Annotated in this window: 17 protein-coding genes; 10 read left to right on the plus strand and 7 right to left on the minus strand. The window is 43.9% G+C overall.

Going from position 1 to position 18,054, the window contains the following annotated elements; translation table 11 throughout:
* Positions 1-164: 164 nt before the first annotated feature.
* On the plus strand, positions 165-1,670 hold the full coding sequence (locus DYI25_RS20450) for a sugar ABC transporter ATP-binding protein (protein ID WP_213372349.1): 1,506 nt from the start codon (positions 165-167) through the stop codon (positions 1,668-1,670).
* 1 nt (position 1,671) lies between these two features.
* Entirely contained in the window at positions 1,672-2,676 is a 1,005-nt protein-coding gene (locus DYI25_RS20455) for an ABC transporter permease (RefSeq protein ID WP_213372351.1), read from the plus strand.
* A 125-nt stretch (positions 2,677-2,801) separates the two neighbouring features.
* Here DYI25_RS20455 and DYI25_RS20460 read toward each other — a convergent pair whose 3' ends face one another.
* From DYI25_RS20460 to DYI25_RS20470, 3 genes are all read right to left on the minus strand, one after another.
* Positions 2,802-3,581 (minus strand): formate/nitrite transporter family protein, encoded by a 780-nt coding sequence (locus DYI25_RS20460; protein WP_213372353.1) that lies wholly within the window; start codon positions 3,579-3,581, stop codon positions 2,802-2,804.
* A 142-nt stretch (positions 3,582-3,723) separates the two neighbouring features.
* Complete coding sequence (locus tag DYI25_RS20465) at positions 3,724-4,938, minus strand: MFS transporter (protein ID WP_213372355.1); 1,215 nt, start codon at positions 4,936-4,938, stop codon at positions 3,724-3,726.
* 94 nt (positions 4,939-5,032) lie between these two features.
* Positions 5,033-5,404: a VOC family protein gene (locus DYI25_RS20470; RefSeq protein ID WP_213372357.1), complete on the minus strand. Its 372-nt coding sequence runs from the start codon at positions 5,402-5,404 to the stop codon at positions 5,033-5,035.
* A 172-nt stretch (positions 5,405-5,576) separates the two neighbouring features.
* Here DYI25_RS20470 and DYI25_RS20475 point away from each other — a divergent pair, with 172 nt between their 5' ends.
* From DYI25_RS20475 to DYI25_RS20505, 7 genes are all read left to right on the plus strand, one after another.
* On the plus strand, positions 5,577-6,398 hold the full coding sequence (locus DYI25_RS20475; RefSeq protein ID WP_213372359.1) for a basic amino acid ABC transporter substrate-binding protein: 822 nt from the start codon (positions 5,577-5,579) through the stop codon (positions 6,396-6,398).
* A 247-nt stretch (positions 6,399-6,645) separates the two neighbouring features.
* Complete coding sequence (locus tag DYI25_RS20480; RefSeq protein WP_213372361.1) at positions 6,646-7,302, plus strand: amino acid ABC transporter permease; 657 nt, start codon at positions 6,646-6,648, stop codon at positions 7,300-7,302.
* Complete coding sequence (locus DYI25_RS20485) at positions 7,299-8,021, plus strand: amino acid ABC transporter ATP-binding protein (protein WP_213372363.1); 723 nt, start codon at positions 7,299-7,301, stop codon at positions 8,019-8,021. The genes DYI25_RS20480 and DYI25_RS20485 overlap by 4 nt, the downstream gene beginning before the upstream one ends.
* Before the next feature lie 403 nt (positions 8,022-8,424).
* Positions 8,425-9,132 carry an MBL fold metallo-hydrolase gene (locus DYI25_RS20490; protein ID WP_213372365.1) on the plus strand — a complete coding sequence of 236 codons (708 nt, stop codon included), beginning with the start codon at positions 8,425-8,427 and terminating at the stop codon, positions 9,130-9,132.
* Positions 9,133-9,146: 14 nt separating this feature from the next.
* The gene (locus DYI25_RS20495; protein WP_213372367.1) at positions 9,147-9,716 is read left to right on the plus strand and encodes a TetR/AcrR family transcriptional regulator; all 570 of its coding nucleotides are present in this window, start codon (positions 9,147-9,149) and stop codon (positions 9,714-9,716) included.
* 86 nt (positions 9,717-9,802) lie between these two features.
* Positions 9,803-10,993, plus strand: coding sequence for a M14 family metallopeptidase (locus DYI25_RS20500; RefSeq protein WP_213372369.1), 1,191 nt, complete (start codon positions 9,803-9,805; stop codon positions 10,991-10,993).
* 87 nt (positions 10,994-11,080) lie between these two features.
* A complete protein-coding gene (locus DYI25_RS20505) occupies positions 11,081-11,509 on the plus strand; it encodes a hypothetical protein (protein WP_213372371.1) in 429 nt (142 codons plus the stop codon).
* 37 nt (positions 11,510-11,546) lie between these two features.
* On the opposite strand, the gene DYI25_RS20510 is transcribed toward DYI25_RS20505, so the two are convergent.
* Positions 11,547-13,925, minus strand: a complete 2,379-nt coding sequence (locus DYI25_RS20510) for a M14 family zinc carboxypeptidase (RefSeq protein WP_213372373.1) — start codon at positions 13,923-13,925, stop codon at positions 11,547-11,549.
* 215 nt (positions 13,926-14,140) lie between these two features.
* Positions 14,141-14,509, minus strand: a complete 369-nt coding sequence (locus DYI25_RS20515; protein WP_213372375.1) for a DUF948 domain-containing protein — start codon at positions 14,507-14,509, stop codon at positions 14,141-14,143.
* Positions 14,510-14,653: 144 nt separating this feature from the next.
* Between DYI25_RS20515 and DYI25_RS20520 the strand changes: the two genes are divergently transcribed.
* Positions 14,654-14,974, plus strand: coding sequence for a YciI family protein (locus DYI25_RS20520; RefSeq protein ID WP_213372377.1), 321 nt, complete (start codon positions 14,654-14,656; stop codon positions 14,972-14,974).
* A gap of 63 nt (positions 14,975-15,037) precedes the next feature.
* Here DYI25_RS20520 and DYI25_RS20525 read toward each other — a convergent pair whose 3' ends face one another.
* Together DYI25_RS20525 and DYI25_RS20530 are read right to left on the minus strand one after the other, a co-directional pair.
* The gene (locus DYI25_RS20525; RefSeq protein WP_213372379.1) at positions 15,038-17,128 is read right to left on the minus strand and encodes a hypothetical protein; all 2,091 of its coding nucleotides are present in this window, start codon (positions 17,126-17,128) and stop codon (positions 15,038-15,040) included.
* A 21-nt stretch (positions 17,129-17,149) separates the two neighbouring features.
* Positions 17,150-18,019, minus strand: coding sequence for a hypothetical protein (locus tag DYI25_RS20530; RefSeq protein ID WP_213372381.1), 870 nt, complete (start codon positions 18,017-18,019; stop codon positions 17,150-17,152).
* Between the last annotated feature and the right edge of the window lie 35 nt (positions 18,020-18,054).

Below are 18,054 nucleotides of genomic sequence, written 5' to 3' on the forward strand. Positions count from 1 at the left end.
TATTTATTGGCGATTTCAGGGGATTAATTGGCGAAAATCAAAATTTATTGGCGAACTGGAAATTTTCTGCGATTTTTTCCAGTCCAACAAAATCAAACCGGGCAGACACTCTCAAAATCGAAGAGAGTGTCTGCTTTGCAGATTGATAGGGAGGAGGAACCGGAATGGCAGTTAAGAGATTGGAGATGAAGAGCATCACGATTGACTTTCCGGGGGTGCGAGCGCTGAACGGTGTGGATTTCAACACGGCAACAGGAAGTATTCAGGCGTTGATTGGCGCGAATGGAGCGGGAAAATCGACGTTAATGAAGGTGCTTTCTGGTGCCCACGATCATTACACAGGGGAAATCCAGCTCGATGGCGAGAGTGTCGAAATCAGGACACCAGCTGATGCACAAAAACTCGGCATCCAGACGGTCTACCAGGAGGTTGATACAGCCATCATCCCATCGTTGACAGTGGCTGAAAATATCATGCTCAACCAAACGGTGCAGGCGATGGGCCAACAGCACTGGATGAATTGGAAGCAGCTTTTCAAAAAGGCCGAGTCGATCCTATCCAGCATGAACCTTCACATTCCTGTAAAAAAGCTTGCCGGGGAACTGACGCTTGCCGAAAAGCAGCTTGTCCTGATTGCCCGGGCAATTTCAAGTGAATGCTCCTTTTTAATTCTTGATGAACCAACAGCTCCTCTCAGTCATACTGAAACATCGGAATTGTTCCGGATTGTCAGGGACCTGGCTAAAAGGAATGTGGGCATCATCTTCATCTCCCATCGAATGCCGGAAATCTTTGAATTGTGCGATGAGCTGACGGTTATGCGAAATGGCGAGCTGGTGGTAAAAAGGAATATTCCTGAGGTCGACACCCACCAAGTGATTGAGTACATGCTCGGCCGGAAGCTGGAAGACCAATTCCCAGCAAAGTTCAGCACATTCGGAGAAACCCTTCTGGAGGTCGAAGGCTTATCAGATGGAGATAAAGTGAAAAATACTTCCCTCCATGTAAAAGCAGGGGAGATTGTCGGGCTTGCCGGCCTGGTCGGGGCAGGAAAGACAGAGCTGTGCAAAGCACTGTTTGGCGCGGGACCAACCAAGAGCGGGACCGTAAAGCTAAAAGGAAAAATCCTTAACCTAACGAGTCCTCATGCTGCAGTAAAAAGCGGTTTGGCCTTGGTGCCTGAAGAAAGGCGCAAGGAAGGGGTCCTTGTCGCAGAATCGGTCACTTCCAATCTTACCGCGGTCAACCTCAAGAAATTCACCAGGTTTTTAAGCTTTATCAACCAACGTGCTGAAAAGAAAACAGCGCAGGAATACATAAAAGCTCTCGGCATCAAGACTTCATCGGAAATGGCTAAAGTTGAAAACCTCTCAGGGGGGAACCAGCAGAAGGTAGCGATTGGCAGATGGCTGATTGCCGATGCGGACGTTTATATTTTTGATGAGCCAACAAAGGGTGTGGATGTAGGAGCGAAACGGGATATTTTTGAGCTGATTGCCCAACTCGCAGCTCAAGGGAAGGGTGTCATTTACGCATCCTCGGAACTGTCAGAAATCACCGGCATCACGAACCGAGTTTACGTGCTCTATGACGGTGAACCTGTTAAGGAGCTTGAAACAGCCGTAACTACAGAAGAAGAACTTTTATTTTATTCAACAGGAGGAAGATAGGATGGAAGCGAAACTCCCATTGCAGCAAGATCCAACGCCGAAAAAGACCTTCGAACTGTTCCAGTTCCTATATAAATATGGGACGATTTTGACAATCTTTGTCCTGGTCGCAATCTTTGCGGCAGCGAATCCTTCTTTTATCAACGGTGATAATGTCATTAATATCCTACGTTCGATTTCCATCGTGACCATCATCGCGATTGGCATCACCATCTCGCTGACGGTGGATGGCTTCGATTTATCTGTCGGCTCTGTCGCTTCACTATCCAATGCCATCGTCATTTCGATGTTTGTCTGGTTTTCCCAGAACACCTTGATTGCCGTTCTATCCGCGATAGCGGCTGCCTTGATTGTAGGGGCACTCAATTCATTGATGATCGTAAAACTGAAGATTCCGGATATGCTGATGACATTAGCGATGATGTTCATCATTCAGGGAACGGCGTTGACTTATACGAAGGGCGCCACTGTTTCGGAAAATATGATTCTGCCTGATGGGAGTTTTTCAACAGGAACAATCAGCACGTTTTTTGCTAAAATAGGGCAGGTACCGTGGATTATTCTGATCATGGCCATCGCTGTCATCATCGTCCATATATTCCTGACGTACACAAAACATGGCCGCTATATGTATGTGATCGGTGGGAATAAAGAAGCGGCAAGGCTTTCAGGCATCCCGGTCAACCGTTATAAAACAGCAGCCTATCTGCTATCTGCATTATTCGCGGCAATCGGCGGAGTTGTTTTGGCATCCCGCGTCATGACTGCGGAAATCAATGCAGGTTCCCCATATTTAATGGATTCGGTAGCCGCTGCTTTCATTGGCTTTTCCGTCCTCGGTGCTGGCAAGCCAAACGCGTTCGGAACCTTTGTCGGTGCTGTGTTGATCGGCATTTTGCAAAATGGACTTGTAATGATGTCTGTCCCGTATTATGCGATGGATATCGTGAAAGGGACCGTGCTGGCTTTTGCACTAGGGATTACCTACTACAAACAAAAACATTAAGATGCACCAACGGAGTGACAAAGTTATCTGTTATGATATCTTTAGATAGCAGGACTCCGTTTGGATATAGAACAAGTAAGCCGGATTTAGAGACGATCTAAATCCGGCTTTTATTTTGGGATTATTTATTGTTCAAAAAACGGACTATTCGCATAGTAATACATCCAGCCCATCATGATTCCCCCTCCAATGAGATTGCCGATGGTTACGGGAATGAGATTGTGAATCACACCTGCAAAAGTAACAGACTGGGGGTCGTCCAGAACCATGCTAATCGCGAAGGTGCACATATTGGCGATGCTGTGTTCATATCCCGAAATGAAGAAGCAGTAGACGAAAAACACCATTGCGAACATTTTCGCTCCGTCGCCCTTCATCGACATTGGCAGGAAGAACGCGAGGCAGACGAGCCAGTTACAGAGAATTCCCCTGAAAAAAAGCTCTGATGTTGGTGCAAGTGTCTTTTTTTCAGCGACACTTAACAAGAATCCATTTACAGAATGATCGTCAAACAATCCCGTTGTGTAAATCAAAAAAGCAAATGCGGCAGCGCCGATGATATTGCCGATATAGCTGTAAATCCACATCCTGGCCACCTGCATCCAGGCCATTTTTTTCCGCAGTGCCGTAAACGTATAGTAAAAGGTGTTCCCTGTGAACAGGTCTCCTCCTCCATAGGCAATCAGGATGATCGCGGCACCGAAGGTAATCGCGGCTATAGGGTAGGCAAAGGGCGAGTGTTCTACATAAAAGGGATTTCCCGTCTTGAATGCGACAATCACCCCAAAGCCTATGAACATCGAAGCAAGGGCAGCCCTTGCCAGATAGCGGATTTTGCTTTGCTTAAAAATCGTGTGCTTTTTTAAGGCGAGTTTTTCGACCTCTTGCAACGCTTGCACTTCCAAATACAATCACCCAATCCAGTCTTTAATATGTACCATATTCTGTACTAAATCTCCTGGCCATATGTAATTGTTCCCCAGAAATCATGTGAAACGGGGTAGATGGAAAAAAGACTGAATCAGAGATCCAGTCTTTTTTTGCCTGTTAAAATGTATCTCTAACGAACTGGGGATTGCGCTGCATCGATGCAAACAGGACAATACCGCTTACCAGCAGTAGCCCGCTTGTCAGGACGAATACCGAGGTGAATCCAAAGTACCCCGAAAGGAAACCGCCGAGCACTGGACCGACAATATTCCCGAAGAAACGAAGACTCGTGTTATAGCCCAGCACCTCACCCTGCATCGCGACCGGTGCTTCCTGCCTGATATAGGCAACCCTGACAGGGATAATGCCGCCGATGGTGATTCCAAGCAGAAATCGAATCAGGACGAGCTGCCAGATGTTACTGACAAAACCACCCGGAAGATAGATAATCGCTGATAGAAACAGGAGAACGACAAGTATTTTTATATAGCCAACCCGGTCGGCAATTTGGCCCCATTTCCGTGCCATTAACAAATTACCGAGCCCTGCTGCTGAAAAGGCGATTCCAGAAAAGAATGCCAGGTTTTCAGGTCCATGCAGCTCTCCCACATATAGCGAAAGGATTGGCTGGATACTGAAATGGGCAATCTGCACAAGCATAGACATGAGCAGGACATTCACCATTATTGGGTTTTTGAGGATATGTTGGAGAACTTCTTTGCGGCTGTAATTTGTTTTTGTTCCTTTTTTGATATCAATTCTGTATTCCATCACCATGAACACTAACAATCCTGACAGGACGATGAAGGCAGAAGTAGATTGGAAGGTTGCTGCATAGCCTAGAGAGTCAGCAAGCACCCCGCCGATCATCGGTCCTAGAAGCGCGCCTGTTATGCTTCCTGTCTGGAGAGTGCCTAATACCTTGCCGGCCTGTTCCTTTGATGTCTGTGTTGAAATCAGTGCCTGTGAAACAGGAATGAAGCCAGAGAATAATCCCATGAACATCCTAAGTAAAAATAATTCCCATACAGAATTGGCTAATCCTAACAGGAAAACCGAAAATCCCATCCCGAAAGCCATGAAAATCAGGATCATTTTTCGGCCGAACCGGTCCCCCAACCTGCCGATGGCCGGAGAGAATAGAAATGCAGTCACGAATGTAATCCCGAACGTCAATCCCGACCAGTTCTGAACATACCTTTCTGAAAAATCACCGAAAGTCTCAATGTACAAGGAGAGAAAAGGCATCACCATTGTCATGCTGCCTGCGATGAAGAAATTCGCGAACCACATGATCATCAAGTTGCGTTTCGCCTTTTGCTGCTGGGTCATTCCATCAACACTTCTTTCTCAGTACGAATATTTCGCTTTTCTAAATATGATACCAAATTTTTGCTCGATTGAAAACCAATCGAGCAAGCAATAACTATCTGATCCACTCCAGTAATTCAATTCTATTGCCAAACGGATCATGTACATAAATCCTATTTGCGCCTGGAAGTTTATCATCTTCTATGTATTCAACTCTTGATACGGCAAGGTGCTCCTTCAATCCTTCAAGATTGTCAATTTCAAACGCCGGATGAGCTTTGCGTGCAGGTATAAACGGCTCCTCGATGCCAATGTGGATTTGGCAATTCCCATATTGAAACCATGCTCCGCCGCGCTTTTTCAACTCTGCCGGCTTTTCGACTTCATCAAATCCCAATATTTCTCCAAAAAAATTCCTGGCCTGCTCTTCTGAACCCTTAGGTGCTGCAAGCTGAACATGATCAAGCGCTTTAAACTTAAACTTCATAATCAATCCCTCCCCATCCCAATTTTATCCTGGAAGGAAAAATAAACAAATAACAAGATACCAATCTATTAGTATAAGTTTTTCTTATCATTTATTCGGTAATACAAGCCTCATTCTCTACATATAAATTATTAAAAGCTATGTACGTTTTTAATAAGAGGGGGAAGTAAGAATGAAAAAAAGATTTTTTGCCATTGTAATGATGGCGATCACGGCGCTCATTGTGACGGCATGCGGTACAAGCAGTTCTGGAGGAACCGGTACCGAGGCAGAAAAGAAGGAGTTAAGGGTCGTCACTGATGCAGCATATGCACCATTTGAATACATGGAAGGCGACAAGATTGTTGGTTTCGATATCGATTTTCTGAAGGCTGTGGCGAAAGAAGCAGGATACGAGCTGAAGATTGAAAATGTCGGCTGGGACCCAATTTTTGTGGAAATCAAGAGCGAGCGAGCTGATTTGGCGGTATCCTCAATTTCGATTAATGATGAGCGCAAGCAGACCTATGACTTTTCATTGCCATATTTCTTATCCACCAATAAAATCCTTGTCCGGGAAGACAGCGAAATTAAAAGTGCTGCTGATCTGAAGGGCAAGGTAGTTGCTGTCCAAAACGGCACAACCGGGCAGGCAGCAATGGATAAGCTCCTTGGCAAGAATAACGAGGATATCAAGAAATTCGATAACAACAACCTGGCAATCATGGAAATGCTTTCAGGCGGAGCAGATGCAGTCGTTGCCGATAACGGCGTTGTCGAAGTATATGCCAAAAACAATCCGAAAGAAAAACTGAAGGTCATTGAAGATAGCGGCAGCTTCGAGGCTGAATACTATGGAATCCTGTTCCCGAAAGGCACAGATTTGAAGGCGGACTTGGATAAAGCAATCAAGAAAATCGTCGAGAATGGCACATATGAAGAAATCTATCAAAAATGGTTCGGCCAAGAACCAAACCTGAAAATGCTGAAAGCGGAACAGGAAGCATCAGAATAACTTCTCATAAACAATGAATCTTCGATGATGCGTAACTCTTGAAAACAGCGTTACGCATTTTTTTGTAGAGCTCTTTTCGTAAACTTTATTGCTTTCACAGACTTATAATGCAATTTCGGTTCAGAAGTCACAACGAAAAGAGACCGATACCTTTTAGATGCAAGAAATGTGCGAAAAGCAACAGTCAATGTGAGTGTAAACTTCATCAAAATCTAGTCCCAGGCCTCGGGGCTTTGGAGGGCAAGCTATGGATTTTCGTTTTGATATTATTATTGAATATTCTCCTTATCTAGTAAAAGGCACGCTGCTGACAATCGGGCTATCATTGGCGGGGATTTTAATCGGGACAATCCTCGGCCTGTTCATCGGGCTTGGTAAAATACAGCGCCGAAAACTGCTGACATGGCCTTTTGTCTGGTATATTACTTTCTTTCGGGGAACCCCGTTATTTGTTCAAATACTGCTGATTCATTTTGGTGTGGTTCCTATGCTCATAGGGGAGACAAACGGGATTGTCGCGACAATCCTCGCCCTGTCCCTAAATGCGGCGGCTTATATCGCCGAGATATTCAGGGCGGGAATCCAGTCGATCGACCGCGGACAGATGGAAGCAGCCCGCTCGCTTGGGATGACCCATGTCCAGGCGATGAGGTATGTTATTTTACCTCAGGCCTTCAAGCGGATGATCCCGCCTCTAGGTAATGAATTTATCGTTCTTATTAAGGAATCATCACTTGCGGCAATTGTCGCGACCCCGGAAATCATGTACTGGGGCCGTGCAATGGCAGGACAGTATTATCGTGTATGGGAACCTTACCTTACTGCAGCAGTCATTTACCTCATCCTGACGCTCTCGCTTAGCTTTTTATTAAATCTTCTTGAAAGAAGGCTAAAAACAGAATGATAAAAGTCGCTAATCTGCAAAAGTCATTTGGCAGCCACAAGGTTCTGAATGGTATAAATGTTGTCGTCCAGCCCCAGGAGGTTGTTGTGGTGATTGGTCCATCTGGTTCCGGCAAATCGACCTTTCTCCGCTGCATTAATTTGCTCGAAACGATAACGGACGGGCGTGTGCTGATCGAGGACATCGACATTACTGATAAGGGTACGGATATCAACAAAGTACGCGAAGAAGTTGGAATGGTATTCCAGCACTTCAATCTCTTCCCGCATAAGACAGTGATTGAAAACATTATGCTGGCGCCGCTTAAGGTAAGAGGTGTTTCGGAACAACAGGCAAGGGCAAAAGGAGTGGAGCTGCTGAAAAAGGTAGGTCTTGAGGACAAAGCAGAAGCCTACCCTGACTCATTATCCGGAGGACAAAAGCAGCGGGTGGCGATTGCCCGCGCCCTTGCGATGGAGCCAAAAATCATGCTATTTGATGAACCAACCTCAGCCCTCGATCCGGAAATGGTCGGGGAAGTATTAGAGGTAATCAAACAACTTGCCCGCGAAGGAATGACGATGGTCGTCGTCACCCACGAAATGGGCTTTGCCCGCGAAGTCGGTGACCGCGTCATTTTCATGGACGGAGGATTAGTAGTAGAAGAGAACAAGCCGCATGAGATCTTCGAAAATCCGCAGCATGAGCGGACGAAAGCCTTTTTGAGTAAGGTGCTGTAGTTTGAAAAAGGAAGCCCGATTTTTAGAGTCGCGGCTTCTTTTTTTGAACAACCGTAAATAAATTGGATGCAACCGTAAATAAATTGGATGCAACCGTAAATAAAAGGCATGTAACCGTTAATAAAAGTAGGACAACCGTTAATAAATCTGCTGCAACCGTTAATAAAACTCTTGCAACCGGTAAAAAACTTCTTCGACCCAGAAATGAACATTGGGATACTGATAAGTTTACTGGCAATTACCCGGAATTTCGTTATCAAACTGTTTAAAATTTAACATTAATGGACTATAGATAGGGAAACTAGCCCGTTTTTTAAAATTTTTCCAATTAGTGATTGCGGAAACTAATAACATTAGTTAAAATAAAACTAATGACATTAGTTTTATTAGGAGGTTCAATAAAATGAGAATGATTAAAGAGGGGTTTTTATATCAGCTGACGTTCATGCCAAGGGTATTTCCTGTGAATTGTTATTTTATCGAGGAGGAGGATGGATTGACTTTAATTGATGCGGCACTTCCATACAGCGCGAAGCCAATTTTGCAGGAAGCTGAAAAAATCGGAAAACAAATCAAACGGATTGTTTTGACCCATGCTCACGGTGACCACGTTGGCGCACTTGATGAATTGAAAGACAAACTGAATGTTCCTGTATATATATCTGCACGTGATTCCCTTCTTTTATCGGGTAATACTTCTCTTGACTCTGCCGAACCCCAGACACCGATTCGCGGAGGCGTACCAAAAAAAATCAAAACAAGGCCGGATGTTCTAATAAAGGCAGGGGACCAAATCGGTTCTTTGCTAGTAATCTCAACTCCTGGGCACACACCGGGATCGATGTCGTTTCTTGATCAGCGAACAGACATGTTAATTGCAGGAGATGCCTTTCAGACAAGGGGCGGCACAGCAGTATCTGGTGTGACCATACCGTGGTTTCCTTTTCCGGCAATGGCGACTTGGAACAAAGAAACAGCCTTGCAAAGCGCCCGGAAAATCCATGGTCTAAAACCAAGCCTGCTGGCTGTCGGACACGGTGAACTGCTTCGTGATCCTGCAGCACATATTGAAAAAGCCATTCAAAACGCTGAAGCAACTTTTACAAAATAAAGGAGTACGAAATCATGTCACCAAGACCTAAGATTGCACTTGATAAGAATACGATTGTGCTTGCAGCTGCTGAGCTTGCGAATAACTATGGGAGTGAATATATAACCCTTGCATCGCTGGCAAAAAAACTGAACATTAAACCGCCTTCATTATACAACCATTTTGACGGACTGCCGGGAATCAAAAGAGAATTGGCGACATTTGCACTAGAAAAACTGTACAACAGCCTGGAGGAGGAAGCGGAAGGCAAGTCTCAAGGCAAGGAAGCAGTAGTGGCATTAAGCCAGGCGTATTTTACCTTCGCAAGAAGAAATCCAGGACTTTACGAGTTCGCATTATCAGCACCTGACCCTGCAGATGAGCGCGTACATGACATTGGCAACAAAATCGTTGGGATCGTCGTTTCAGCGATTCAACCATTTGGATTAGAGGAAAAGGAAACAATCCATGCTGTCCGCGGATTAAGAAGCCTAATGCATGGGTTTGCTTCGCTTGAGCAAAAGGGTGGTTTCGGAATGCCGCTTGATTTGGATGAAAGCTACCAGCTCGCCGTCATTGCCTTTATCCGCGGATTGAAAAAATAAGGCTAATTTTCATCTTCTGAAATAGATTCCAAAGGTACTCATATATATATGTATAGATGCCACTTTGAAAGAACAGGAGGAGCGCTATGGATATATATGTGAGAAGAGGAGATTCCTTTTGGTATTTCAGCAATATTTTCAACATCCCTCTCCAGTTGATCATAGATTCCAACCGTGATTTGGATCCGAACGCATTGGATGTGGGACAGACGGTGAGAATTCCCGGTTTTGCAGCTGTGGATTATCGAATCCGTGCAGGGGATACCCTTTGGAAGATCGCCCAAAGCAGGAATCTGCAGGTGGATGCACTGCTACTGGCAAATCGCAATATTAATCCGAACGCACTGTATATTGGCCAGATGATCAAGGTTCCGATAAGAATTACCTGGAGAATTGTCCAGGGGAAAAAGAAATATGATTATGCCTCGTTAATGAGTGATTTGAGACGATTGGAAAATGTGTATCCATTCATGAGGGTGCCTTCGATTGGCAATTCTGTTTTAGGAAAAAGAATTCCTGAAACATTAATCGGGAACGGCAATAAGAGGGTTCATTATAATGGTTCGTTCCATGCTAATGAATGGATCACCACTCCGATCATCATGACTTTCATGAATGACTACCTGCTGGCACTGACAAATAAATCCTCCATACGCGGCCTCTCCATGCAGAACTTCTATGGACAGTCGACTTTGTCGATTGTGCCGATGGTCAATCCTGACGGAGTCAATCTCGTGCTCAATGGGCCGCCTGAAGAGGAGCCATGGAATGGAAGAGTAGTAGAATTGAATAGGGGAAGCCTTGACTTCAGCGGATGGAAGGCGAATATAAGAGGAGTGGATCTGAACGACCAATTTCCGGCAAAATGGGAGCTTGAAAAAGAACGGAACCCAAGTCAGCCTGGACCGAGGGATTATGTTGGGGAAAAGCCATTATCCGAGCCAGAAGCGATTGCGATGGCAGAAATGACCCGAAGACGTGATTTTGCCAGGGTTCTTGCGTTCCATACTCAGGGAGAAGTCATTTATTGGGGATTCGAAAACCTGGAGCCGCCGGAATCAGAGACAATGGTCAATGAGTTTGCCAGGGTGAGCGGCTATGAGCCGGTAAAAACAATCGAGAGCTATGCCGGCTATAAAGACTGGTTCATCCAGGATTGGCGCCGGCCAGGTTTTACAGTAGAACTTGGCTTCGGTATAAACCCGCTGCCGCTGTCTCAATTCGATGAGATTTATGAAGAAGCATTGGGGATATTCCTCGCTGGACTTTATCTATGAAAAAGCAGATCACCTGAAAAGGTGGTCTTTTTCTATATCAGTAGTTGGATTTATCTGGTAAAATAAAGTTTATGAGGGGGGAGTTAGTTGACTTATTCAGGAAATATATCCAAAAATATTTTGTGGGGAATCATTTTCATGAGCGCATTTATCCTGCCAAATTTAAGCTGGATGATCCGGGTTACAATCACTCTTGCCGTGGTGGTAATTACTTTACATCAAGTCCAATTAACGATTACCTCAGATCAGCTTGATTATAAAATTAAATTCTTTAAGCTTACGCTTTACAGGAAGATTCTTACGCCAGAGAAAATCAAAAAAATTAAGTTCGGTCGGATTGGCTGGACGACGAAGAATGCAGTGGTGAAGGTAAGAAGAGGCTTCAATTTCAATGTTGCGCACTTTTACAGTGAACAGCTTATTCGTGAGCTTGAAGAATTTGCTTTGGCGAATAAAATTGAGATCCAAAAAACAAAGGATTATCTGCTGCTAGAAAAATACTATTCACATAACTAAAATAGCATCGGACAAGGGCCCGATGCTTTTATCATGATTATTTTTCAAAAATGCTGTTGGAAAGAAGTCGGAATAGGTAGTCTGTATGGTCGCGGAAGCCTGCTTCGAGGCCAATCAGCGTAACATCCTTATCCTGTTCTTTCACGATGACTGCCTTACCCTGTGCTTCCGCATTGTTTTTCCAGTGTCCGGCAACAAAGAAGTCGGAGTTGTTGTCAAATGTTGCGGATACCTCGTCGTTTTCGGTGTTTTCATACCAGACAGGGCGGTAAACAAAACCGATATCATCCTCGCCGTATCCTCCCGTCACACCTTCACCGCTGTAATCAACCTTTGCAATCCCGTTGCTGCTGTAGCCTGCGATGACAACTTCATCATCGGTAAGTCCCAATGCCTTTGTCGCGAGGGATGCGCCTGCCCCAACTGCGATATACTTCCCACCATTATTTAAAAATTCTTCTACATTGGTTTTGAAACTATCAAACTGGCCTGGATTCTGGAAACCAAACTCTTTATTGCCTGCACGTGATTGTGTTTTTGCAATCAATCCTTCCGTTCCGCTGTAAACAAATACATCAAAGCCAGAGATACCTTTTTCAGCCACTTCTACTGGTGTTACTTCAGTAACATTGAATCCAAGGCGTTTCAGCGCAAGTTTCGTTCCTGAATGAGACTGAGCCTTGTTCATGCCGCCATCCTTCAAAATCGCAACCTTCAAGTTCCCAACTTCGGCTGCATCAGCTGGAACCTTTGCTGATTCAATGTGCAGTCCGGATTGTTTTACTGCTGCTGAAATCACATTCGCCGCTGCTTCTGTGTAAAAATTACCTTCCTGATCGCGCTTAACTTTGACTCCTTGCTGTAGGAGCGTATTCACCAAGTTAACAGCTTTCACTGAACTGTTCGGAATCAAGAATGGACCTTTGCCATTGACAGAACCCTGCCCCTGGACCTGGTTCACTTTAGTCGCTGACACATCAAACTCGCTTTGAACCGCAATTGCTTCAAAGCCCCAGAGCTCTGGCAGGCTCCATGCTGAAATATCATACATGGCATCCACATCTTCAGTGATGTCCTCGCCATCCCACAGCATCGTATTGGCAAGGCCGGCTTTTGCCTGATCCATTTTAACGAGGTATGTGCCTTTAGGATAAGACTTTCCGTCCGCTGTAAAAGCTTTGGAAGCCTGGACGACTTCGATGTCGTTTTTCTGCAGATGATTGACAGCCTTATGTGTTACTGTTGGATCTTCTGAATCAACCGGGAGTACATAGGCAGTCGGGAAGAAGCCTTCTTCATGGAATGGGTGGTCAAAATTGATGCCTCGCTTGAACAATTCAATCTGATCATTGATCATTTCTTGCTTGTTGTCGGTTGCGTTTTTCAGTGCGCCCATGATGGCATCATACATCCAGCGAACGCCGTCGAGGTCATTCGTTGGCGCTTCAAGCGTGTGGCCGTATGCTCCGTGGTACATCGCATACATTGGCGTGAAAATCGGCGGATAATCATCCCAGCCTTCTGCGTCATCACGCTGAGGAATATATGTACCAACCATATTTTTATACAGGTTTCCAGAGTAAGTTCCCTTGTTGGACATGATTTCTGTTTCCATCGCTTCAGCCAGATCCATTGCCCATTTTTCATATAAATCATATTCGTAATTTGGGTTGTGCGGAACCGTACAAGGCTCAATAAGACCCTGCTTGTTCGGTGCATAATTTTTAACATAGCCATGAGTATCAAGGAAGACCATAGGATTCCATTCCTTGATCAGGGCGACAGTTTCCTGGGTTTCTGGCTGTGACTGGGTGATGAAGTCACGGTTCAAATCGATTCCTTCTCCGTTGAAACGTGTAGCTTCAATCCGGCCATCAGGATTCTGGACAACATTGAAAATCAAGATGTTATTTTCGAGGATTTCCTTTGTTGTATCATCATTTTCAAGAGCAAAGCGCTCGATCAGCTGCATGACAGCGTCACTGCCGATAAACTCAGTGCCATGGATGGAGCCATTGATCATGATTGGCACCTTGAAGTCGGGGTTCTCTTCAATCCAGTCCTGTGCTTTTCCAGGGTTTTTGAACATTTGTTTTCTTAATGCCTGAATCTTGCCGAACTTGCCTTGAGTGTCAGGTGCGGCAATCGTAACGACATAAAGAGGCTGTCCTGTTGATGATTGGCCTTTTACTTCAACCTTCACACGATTGGATTGCTTCTCGATTTGTGCAAGCTTATCGCCGATTTCCGAGAATTTCATAAAATCATAGTTTTCGCTGTTAAACAAGCTGCCGTCCTTTTCTTCATATGCATTTACGTAATTCCACTTCAAAGACCCCGCGAGTGCCGGAGTCCAGGGGGAGGATGCCAGCAAACTTGCAGCTACAACACCCGAGATAATTTTTTTATGCTTCATTTATGTATTCCTCCGTGATAAGTATTTGTATATTTATACATAATAATCATTAAATATTATTACGGCAATCGTACTAAATTCCTAAATATTTGTCTCGGCAGCATAAGCCTTGATTTTGCTTGATTTTAGCGTCGTTGGGAAATAAATCAGATGAAGATATAGGAAGATAGTCACCCTGCAGGAGCAAAATAAAAAAACAGGGCTTGATACCCTGTTTATTGTGGCTGCATTGTACGATTACGATGCTTTCGATTCCACTGTCTTGCCTTATATTTCTGTTCAAGATCAGCGACAGGTTTTGCAACAAGCGCGTTCTTGAATTCAAGAGGGGTCTGTTTTACTGAAAAAACAACTGTATTGACAGCTTTCTTTTTCTTTTCAAAATCAGTCATAAGCTTTTGCTGTTTAAACTTAAGTGAATCCGTTTCTTCTTTGATTGCATTGGTTTTTGTCTGGACACGAGATGCTGTCTCCTGAAGACTTTCAATCGTTGGCTTGGCGTCTTTATATGTTTTATAAACGACATATCCAAGATAAGCCAGGGCAGCCACGATGACAGCGAGGCTAACATAGACAATGATCATAATTCTACCTCCTTCAAATTTACTCCTTAAAGAGTATTTACCCATTAATGTTCAATTTTAAAAGGAGAAATGCTCCAGCAAAGGAAGGGACATTTTGGAAATGGTATAATTACTGTAAAACCTTTTAAGATCGGAGAATTTTTTATGAATAGATTTGTCGTGCTTCTGAAAGATAAACGGAAAGGAGAACTGGATTCCAGCCTGCTAGCAAGGCATATTGACCACCTGAGGCAGTTAAACCAGGCAGGGAAACTGATGGTTGCCGGACCTTTTAAAAATAACGAACAAGCAATGATCATCCTGAATTGCGAAGATATCGATGAAGCGATCAAGCTAGTAGAAAGAGATCCGTTCATAAAAGAGGAGTACTACAATACATATGACATCAATGAATTAATCATCGCCAACGAAGAAAATAACTGGCTGATGGACAGTCCGCAAACTACGGGAAATCTGGTTCACTAATGGATTATATTAAAGAAAGGACTTCCAGCTAAGCTGGAAGTCCTTTCAGCGGTAATAACTTAATTATTTTGTTTCTTCTACGATAACTTCATCAGTCACAGTTTTCGCAGAATCATCTGCTGACTTTTCAAAGACAGCAAGTACAGCAGAGATCAAAGCAGCAAATTTCTTCGCGATTTCACTTGCATGTACGCTAGCTTTAGACTCAGCTTTGTTCACAGCAGAAGTGTTTACTTTAGCTTCTTCAGTAGCAGTTTCATCAGCAACAACTTCCTCAGTCACTTCTTCAGTAGCAGTTTCATCAGCAACAACTTCTTCAGTCACTTCTTCAGTAGCAGTTTCATCAGCAACAACTTCCTCAGTCACTTCTTCAGTAGCAGTTTCATCAGCAACAACTTCTTCAGTCACTTCTTCAGTAGCAGTTTCATCAGCAACAACTTCCTCAGTCACTTCTTCAGTAGCAGTTTCATCAGCAACAACTTCTTCAGTCACTTCTTCAGTAGCAGTTTCATCAGCAACAACTTCCTCAGTCACTTCTTCAGTAGCAGTTTCATCAGCAACAACTTCTTCAGTCACTTCTTCAGTAGCAGTTTCATCAGCAACAACTTCCTCAGTCACTTCTTCAGTAGCAGTTTCATCAGCAACAACTTCCTCAGTCACTTCTTCAGTAGCAGTTTCATCAGTGACAACTTCCTCAGTCACTTCTTCAGTAGCAGTTTCATCAGCAACAACTTCCTCAGTCACTTCATCAGTAACAGCTTCGTCAGCAACGACTTCCTCAGTCACTTCAACAGACAAAGCAACAGCTGAATTTTTGTTAGCTTTTTCTTTAGCAACATCACTAGCATTGAAAGCTTTAGACTTCATTTTGTTAGCAATAGAAGGAGATACTTTCTCTTCTTCATCTTCTTCAGTAACATCTTCTTCAGTAACATCTTCTTCAGTCACTTCTTCTTCAGTAACATCTTCTTCAGTCACTTCTTCTTCAGTCACTTCTTCTTCAGTAACATCTTCTTCAGTCACTTCTTCTTCAGTAACATCTTCTTCAGTCACTTCTTCTTCAGTCACTTCTTCTTCAGTAACATCTTCTTCAGTCACTTCTTCTTCAGCAACTTCTTCTTCAGTCACTTCATCTTCAGTAGCTTCTTCTTCAGCAACCTCTTCTTCAGTCACTTCATCTTCAGTCACTTCATCTTCAGTTACTTCATCTTCAGTCACTTCATCTTCAGTAGCTTCTTCTTCAGCAACGTCTTCTTCAGTCACTTCATCTTCAGTAGCTTCTTCTTCAGCAACCTCTTCTTCAGTTACTTCAACTTCAGTCACTTCAACAGACAAAGCAACAGCCGAATTTACATTAGCATTCACTTTAGCAGTTTCACTTGCGTTGAAAGCGTTGGAATTAGCTTTGTTAACAGCAGAAGTGTTCACTTTTTCTTCAGTGTCGTCTTCATCTGTATCTTCTTCTTCGTCTTCTTCAGTTTTCACTGTTGCATCTGTATCAAGATCGATGTCTTCAGAATCAGAGTCATTTTCTTCGTCTTCTTCAGTTTTTACAGTTGCATCTACATTTAGGTCCATGTCTTCAGAATCCTCATCAGATTCTTCTTCATCTTCCTTTTTCATTTCAGTGTCAACGTCAAGATCAGCATCTTCATCTTCTTTGGTTGCGTCAATATCTGTTGTTTCCTCTAATTCAGTATCAGTGTCTGTATCCTCAGTTACAACTGGTTCTGCTTCAACAACCTCTTCAACAACTGGCTCCTCAGTAACAACTTCTTCAGTTGGAACTTCCTCAGCAGGTGCTTGTTGAACAGTTGAGTGAACAGCTGCGTTTGGTGCTGCGTTCTTTTTAGCAGTTTCACTTGCATGATTGCTAGCCTGTGATTTCGCTGCATTTTCCTCAGCTTCCGCTTTTGGTGCTTTTGCTTGAGGCTTGGCAGCAGGCTTTGCTGATACAGCCGGTTTTGCTTTTACATCAGCCTTTTTATTAACAGTCTGAACCTTTGCTGGTTTCACTGCGTGAGATTGTTCAACCTTCACCTTTTCAGGTCCTGCAGCTTGAGTGAATTGTCCTCCAGTCAGTACCCCGATTGACAATACTCCGGCTAGCATAAAAGACTTAACAACTTTAGTTCCATTGATATAATTATTCATTTTAATAATTCGCTCCCTTTTTTATAATCGTGACCCGTGGCTGGTAGCATCGGTATACGTTAAAAAAGCAGGAGCTTTGAGCGGTGGCGGGGAAGGAGGGGCATTGACCCACTGGCTTCGAAAAACAGCGACTCGTGATGAATACGGCTGTATGAGATTAAAATTAAAAGATTGATCCCAAACAAACCACTTATCGCTTAAGAAAGTGCTTGTGTTCCCATAACTTGTCCTGTCACTGGAAGGCCCCCCTGAAGCCTTCGAGCGTGAAGGAGGATTAGGCAGGTTATCGCCTTTCGGATACCTCTCATGTTGGGATGAATCGTGTTCATCTTTTTCAACGGGAGGTGTTTTTCTGCTTGCCACTTTGACGCTGCTTTTAACATCAGCCGGCTTAACTGCAGAATCCCGGGATGGCTCAACCTTATCCTTCAACCCAGGTGATTTACGTTTTGTTTCTTTTGCGTAATCACTCTTATTATGTACGGATTTTGTAGCACCTTTAATGCTTCGGTTATTGATATGTTTTGTTCTGTTTTTTGCCTGATTGGTCTTCTTTTTAACCACTGCCTTAGACTTTTGCGGTTTGGCTGCCTTCTCATTTTTTATTAATGATGGAGCTTTTCCTTTTGATTTCCCTGCTACAGCAGGATTCGCATCAGCTTTTGTCTGGACTGGTTTTTGATTGACAGGCTTCCTCTGCGCCGTTTGTTTTTTAACAGCAGGATCGGAAGTTTTGGCACTTTCAGCTTTATCTGGCAGAGTTATCTGCTCAGCCGCCATTGTGTGTTCAGACTTTCCGGCATTGGATCCTTTTTCAGCAAAAGCCATATCAGGCACCAACATAGCTGCACCAGCAATAAAGCCAGTAATAATCAGTTGTCGGAAGTGCATCCTTTCACCTCCTTTCAAAGCGGCAGTCTATCTCT

The organism is Mesobacillus boroniphilus, assembly GCF_018424685.1.
Taxonomy (GTDB): Bacteria; Bacillota; Bacilli; order Bacillales; family Cytobacillaceae; genus Mesobacillus; species Mesobacillus boroniphilus_A.

Coding starts and splice junctions, on each gene's coding strand:
- DYI25_RS20485 (WP_213372363.1), top strand. CDS start 7,299: ATGATAAAAGTCGCTAATCTGCAAAAGTCATTTGGCAGCCACAAGGTT.
- DYI25_RS20525 (WP_213372379.1), bottom strand. CDS start 17,128: ATGAATAATTATATCAATGGAACTAAAGTTGTTAAGTCTTTTATGCTA.
- DYI25_RS20450 (WP_213372349.1), top strand. CDS start 165: ATGGCAGTTAAGAGATTGGAGATGAAGAGCATCACGATTGACTTTCCG.
- DYI25_RS20500 (WP_213372369.1), top strand. CDS start 9,803: ATGGATATATATGTGAGAAGAGGAGATTCCTTTTGGTATTTCAGCAAT.
- DYI25_RS20480 (WP_213372361.1), top strand. CDS start 6,646: ATGGATTTTCGTTTTGATATTATTATTGAATATTCTCCTTATCTAGTA.
- DYI25_RS20455 (WP_213372351.1), top strand. CDS start 1,672: ATGGAAGCGAAACTCCCATTGCAGCAAGATCCAACGCCGAAAAAGACC.
- DYI25_RS20495 (WP_213372367.1), top strand. CDS start 9,147: ATGTCACCAAGACCTAAGATTGCACTTGATAAGAATACGATTGTGCTT.
- DYI25_RS20510 (WP_213372373.1), bottom strand. CDS start 13,925: ATGAAGCATAAAAAAATTATCTCGGGTGTTGTAGCTGCAAGTTTGCTG.
- DYI25_RS20515 (WP_213372375.1), bottom strand. CDS start 14,509: ATGATCATTGTCTATGTTAGCCTCGCTGTCATCGTGGCTGCCCTGGCT.
- DYI25_RS20465 (WP_213372355.1), bottom strand. CDS start 4,938: ATGACCCAGCAGCAAAAGGCGAAACGCAACTTGATGATCATGTGGTTC.
- DYI25_RS20530 (WP_213372381.1), bottom strand. CDS start 18,019: ATGCACTTCCGACAACTGATTATTACTGGCTTTATTGCTGGTGCAGCT.
- DYI25_RS20490 (WP_213372365.1), top strand. CDS start 8,425: ATGAGAATGATTAAAGAGGGGTTTTTATATCAGCTGACGTTCATGCCA.
- DYI25_RS20470 (WP_213372357.1), bottom strand. CDS start 5,404: ATGAAGTTTAAGTTTAAAGCGCTTGATCATGTTCAGCTTGCAGCACCT.
- DYI25_RS20520 (WP_213372377.1), top strand. CDS start 14,654: ATGAATAGATTTGTCGTGCTTCTGAAAGATAAACGGAAAGGAGAACTG.
- DYI25_RS20475 (WP_213372359.1), top strand. CDS start 5,577: ATGAAAAAAAGATTTTTTGCCATTGTAATGATGGCGATCACGGCGCTC.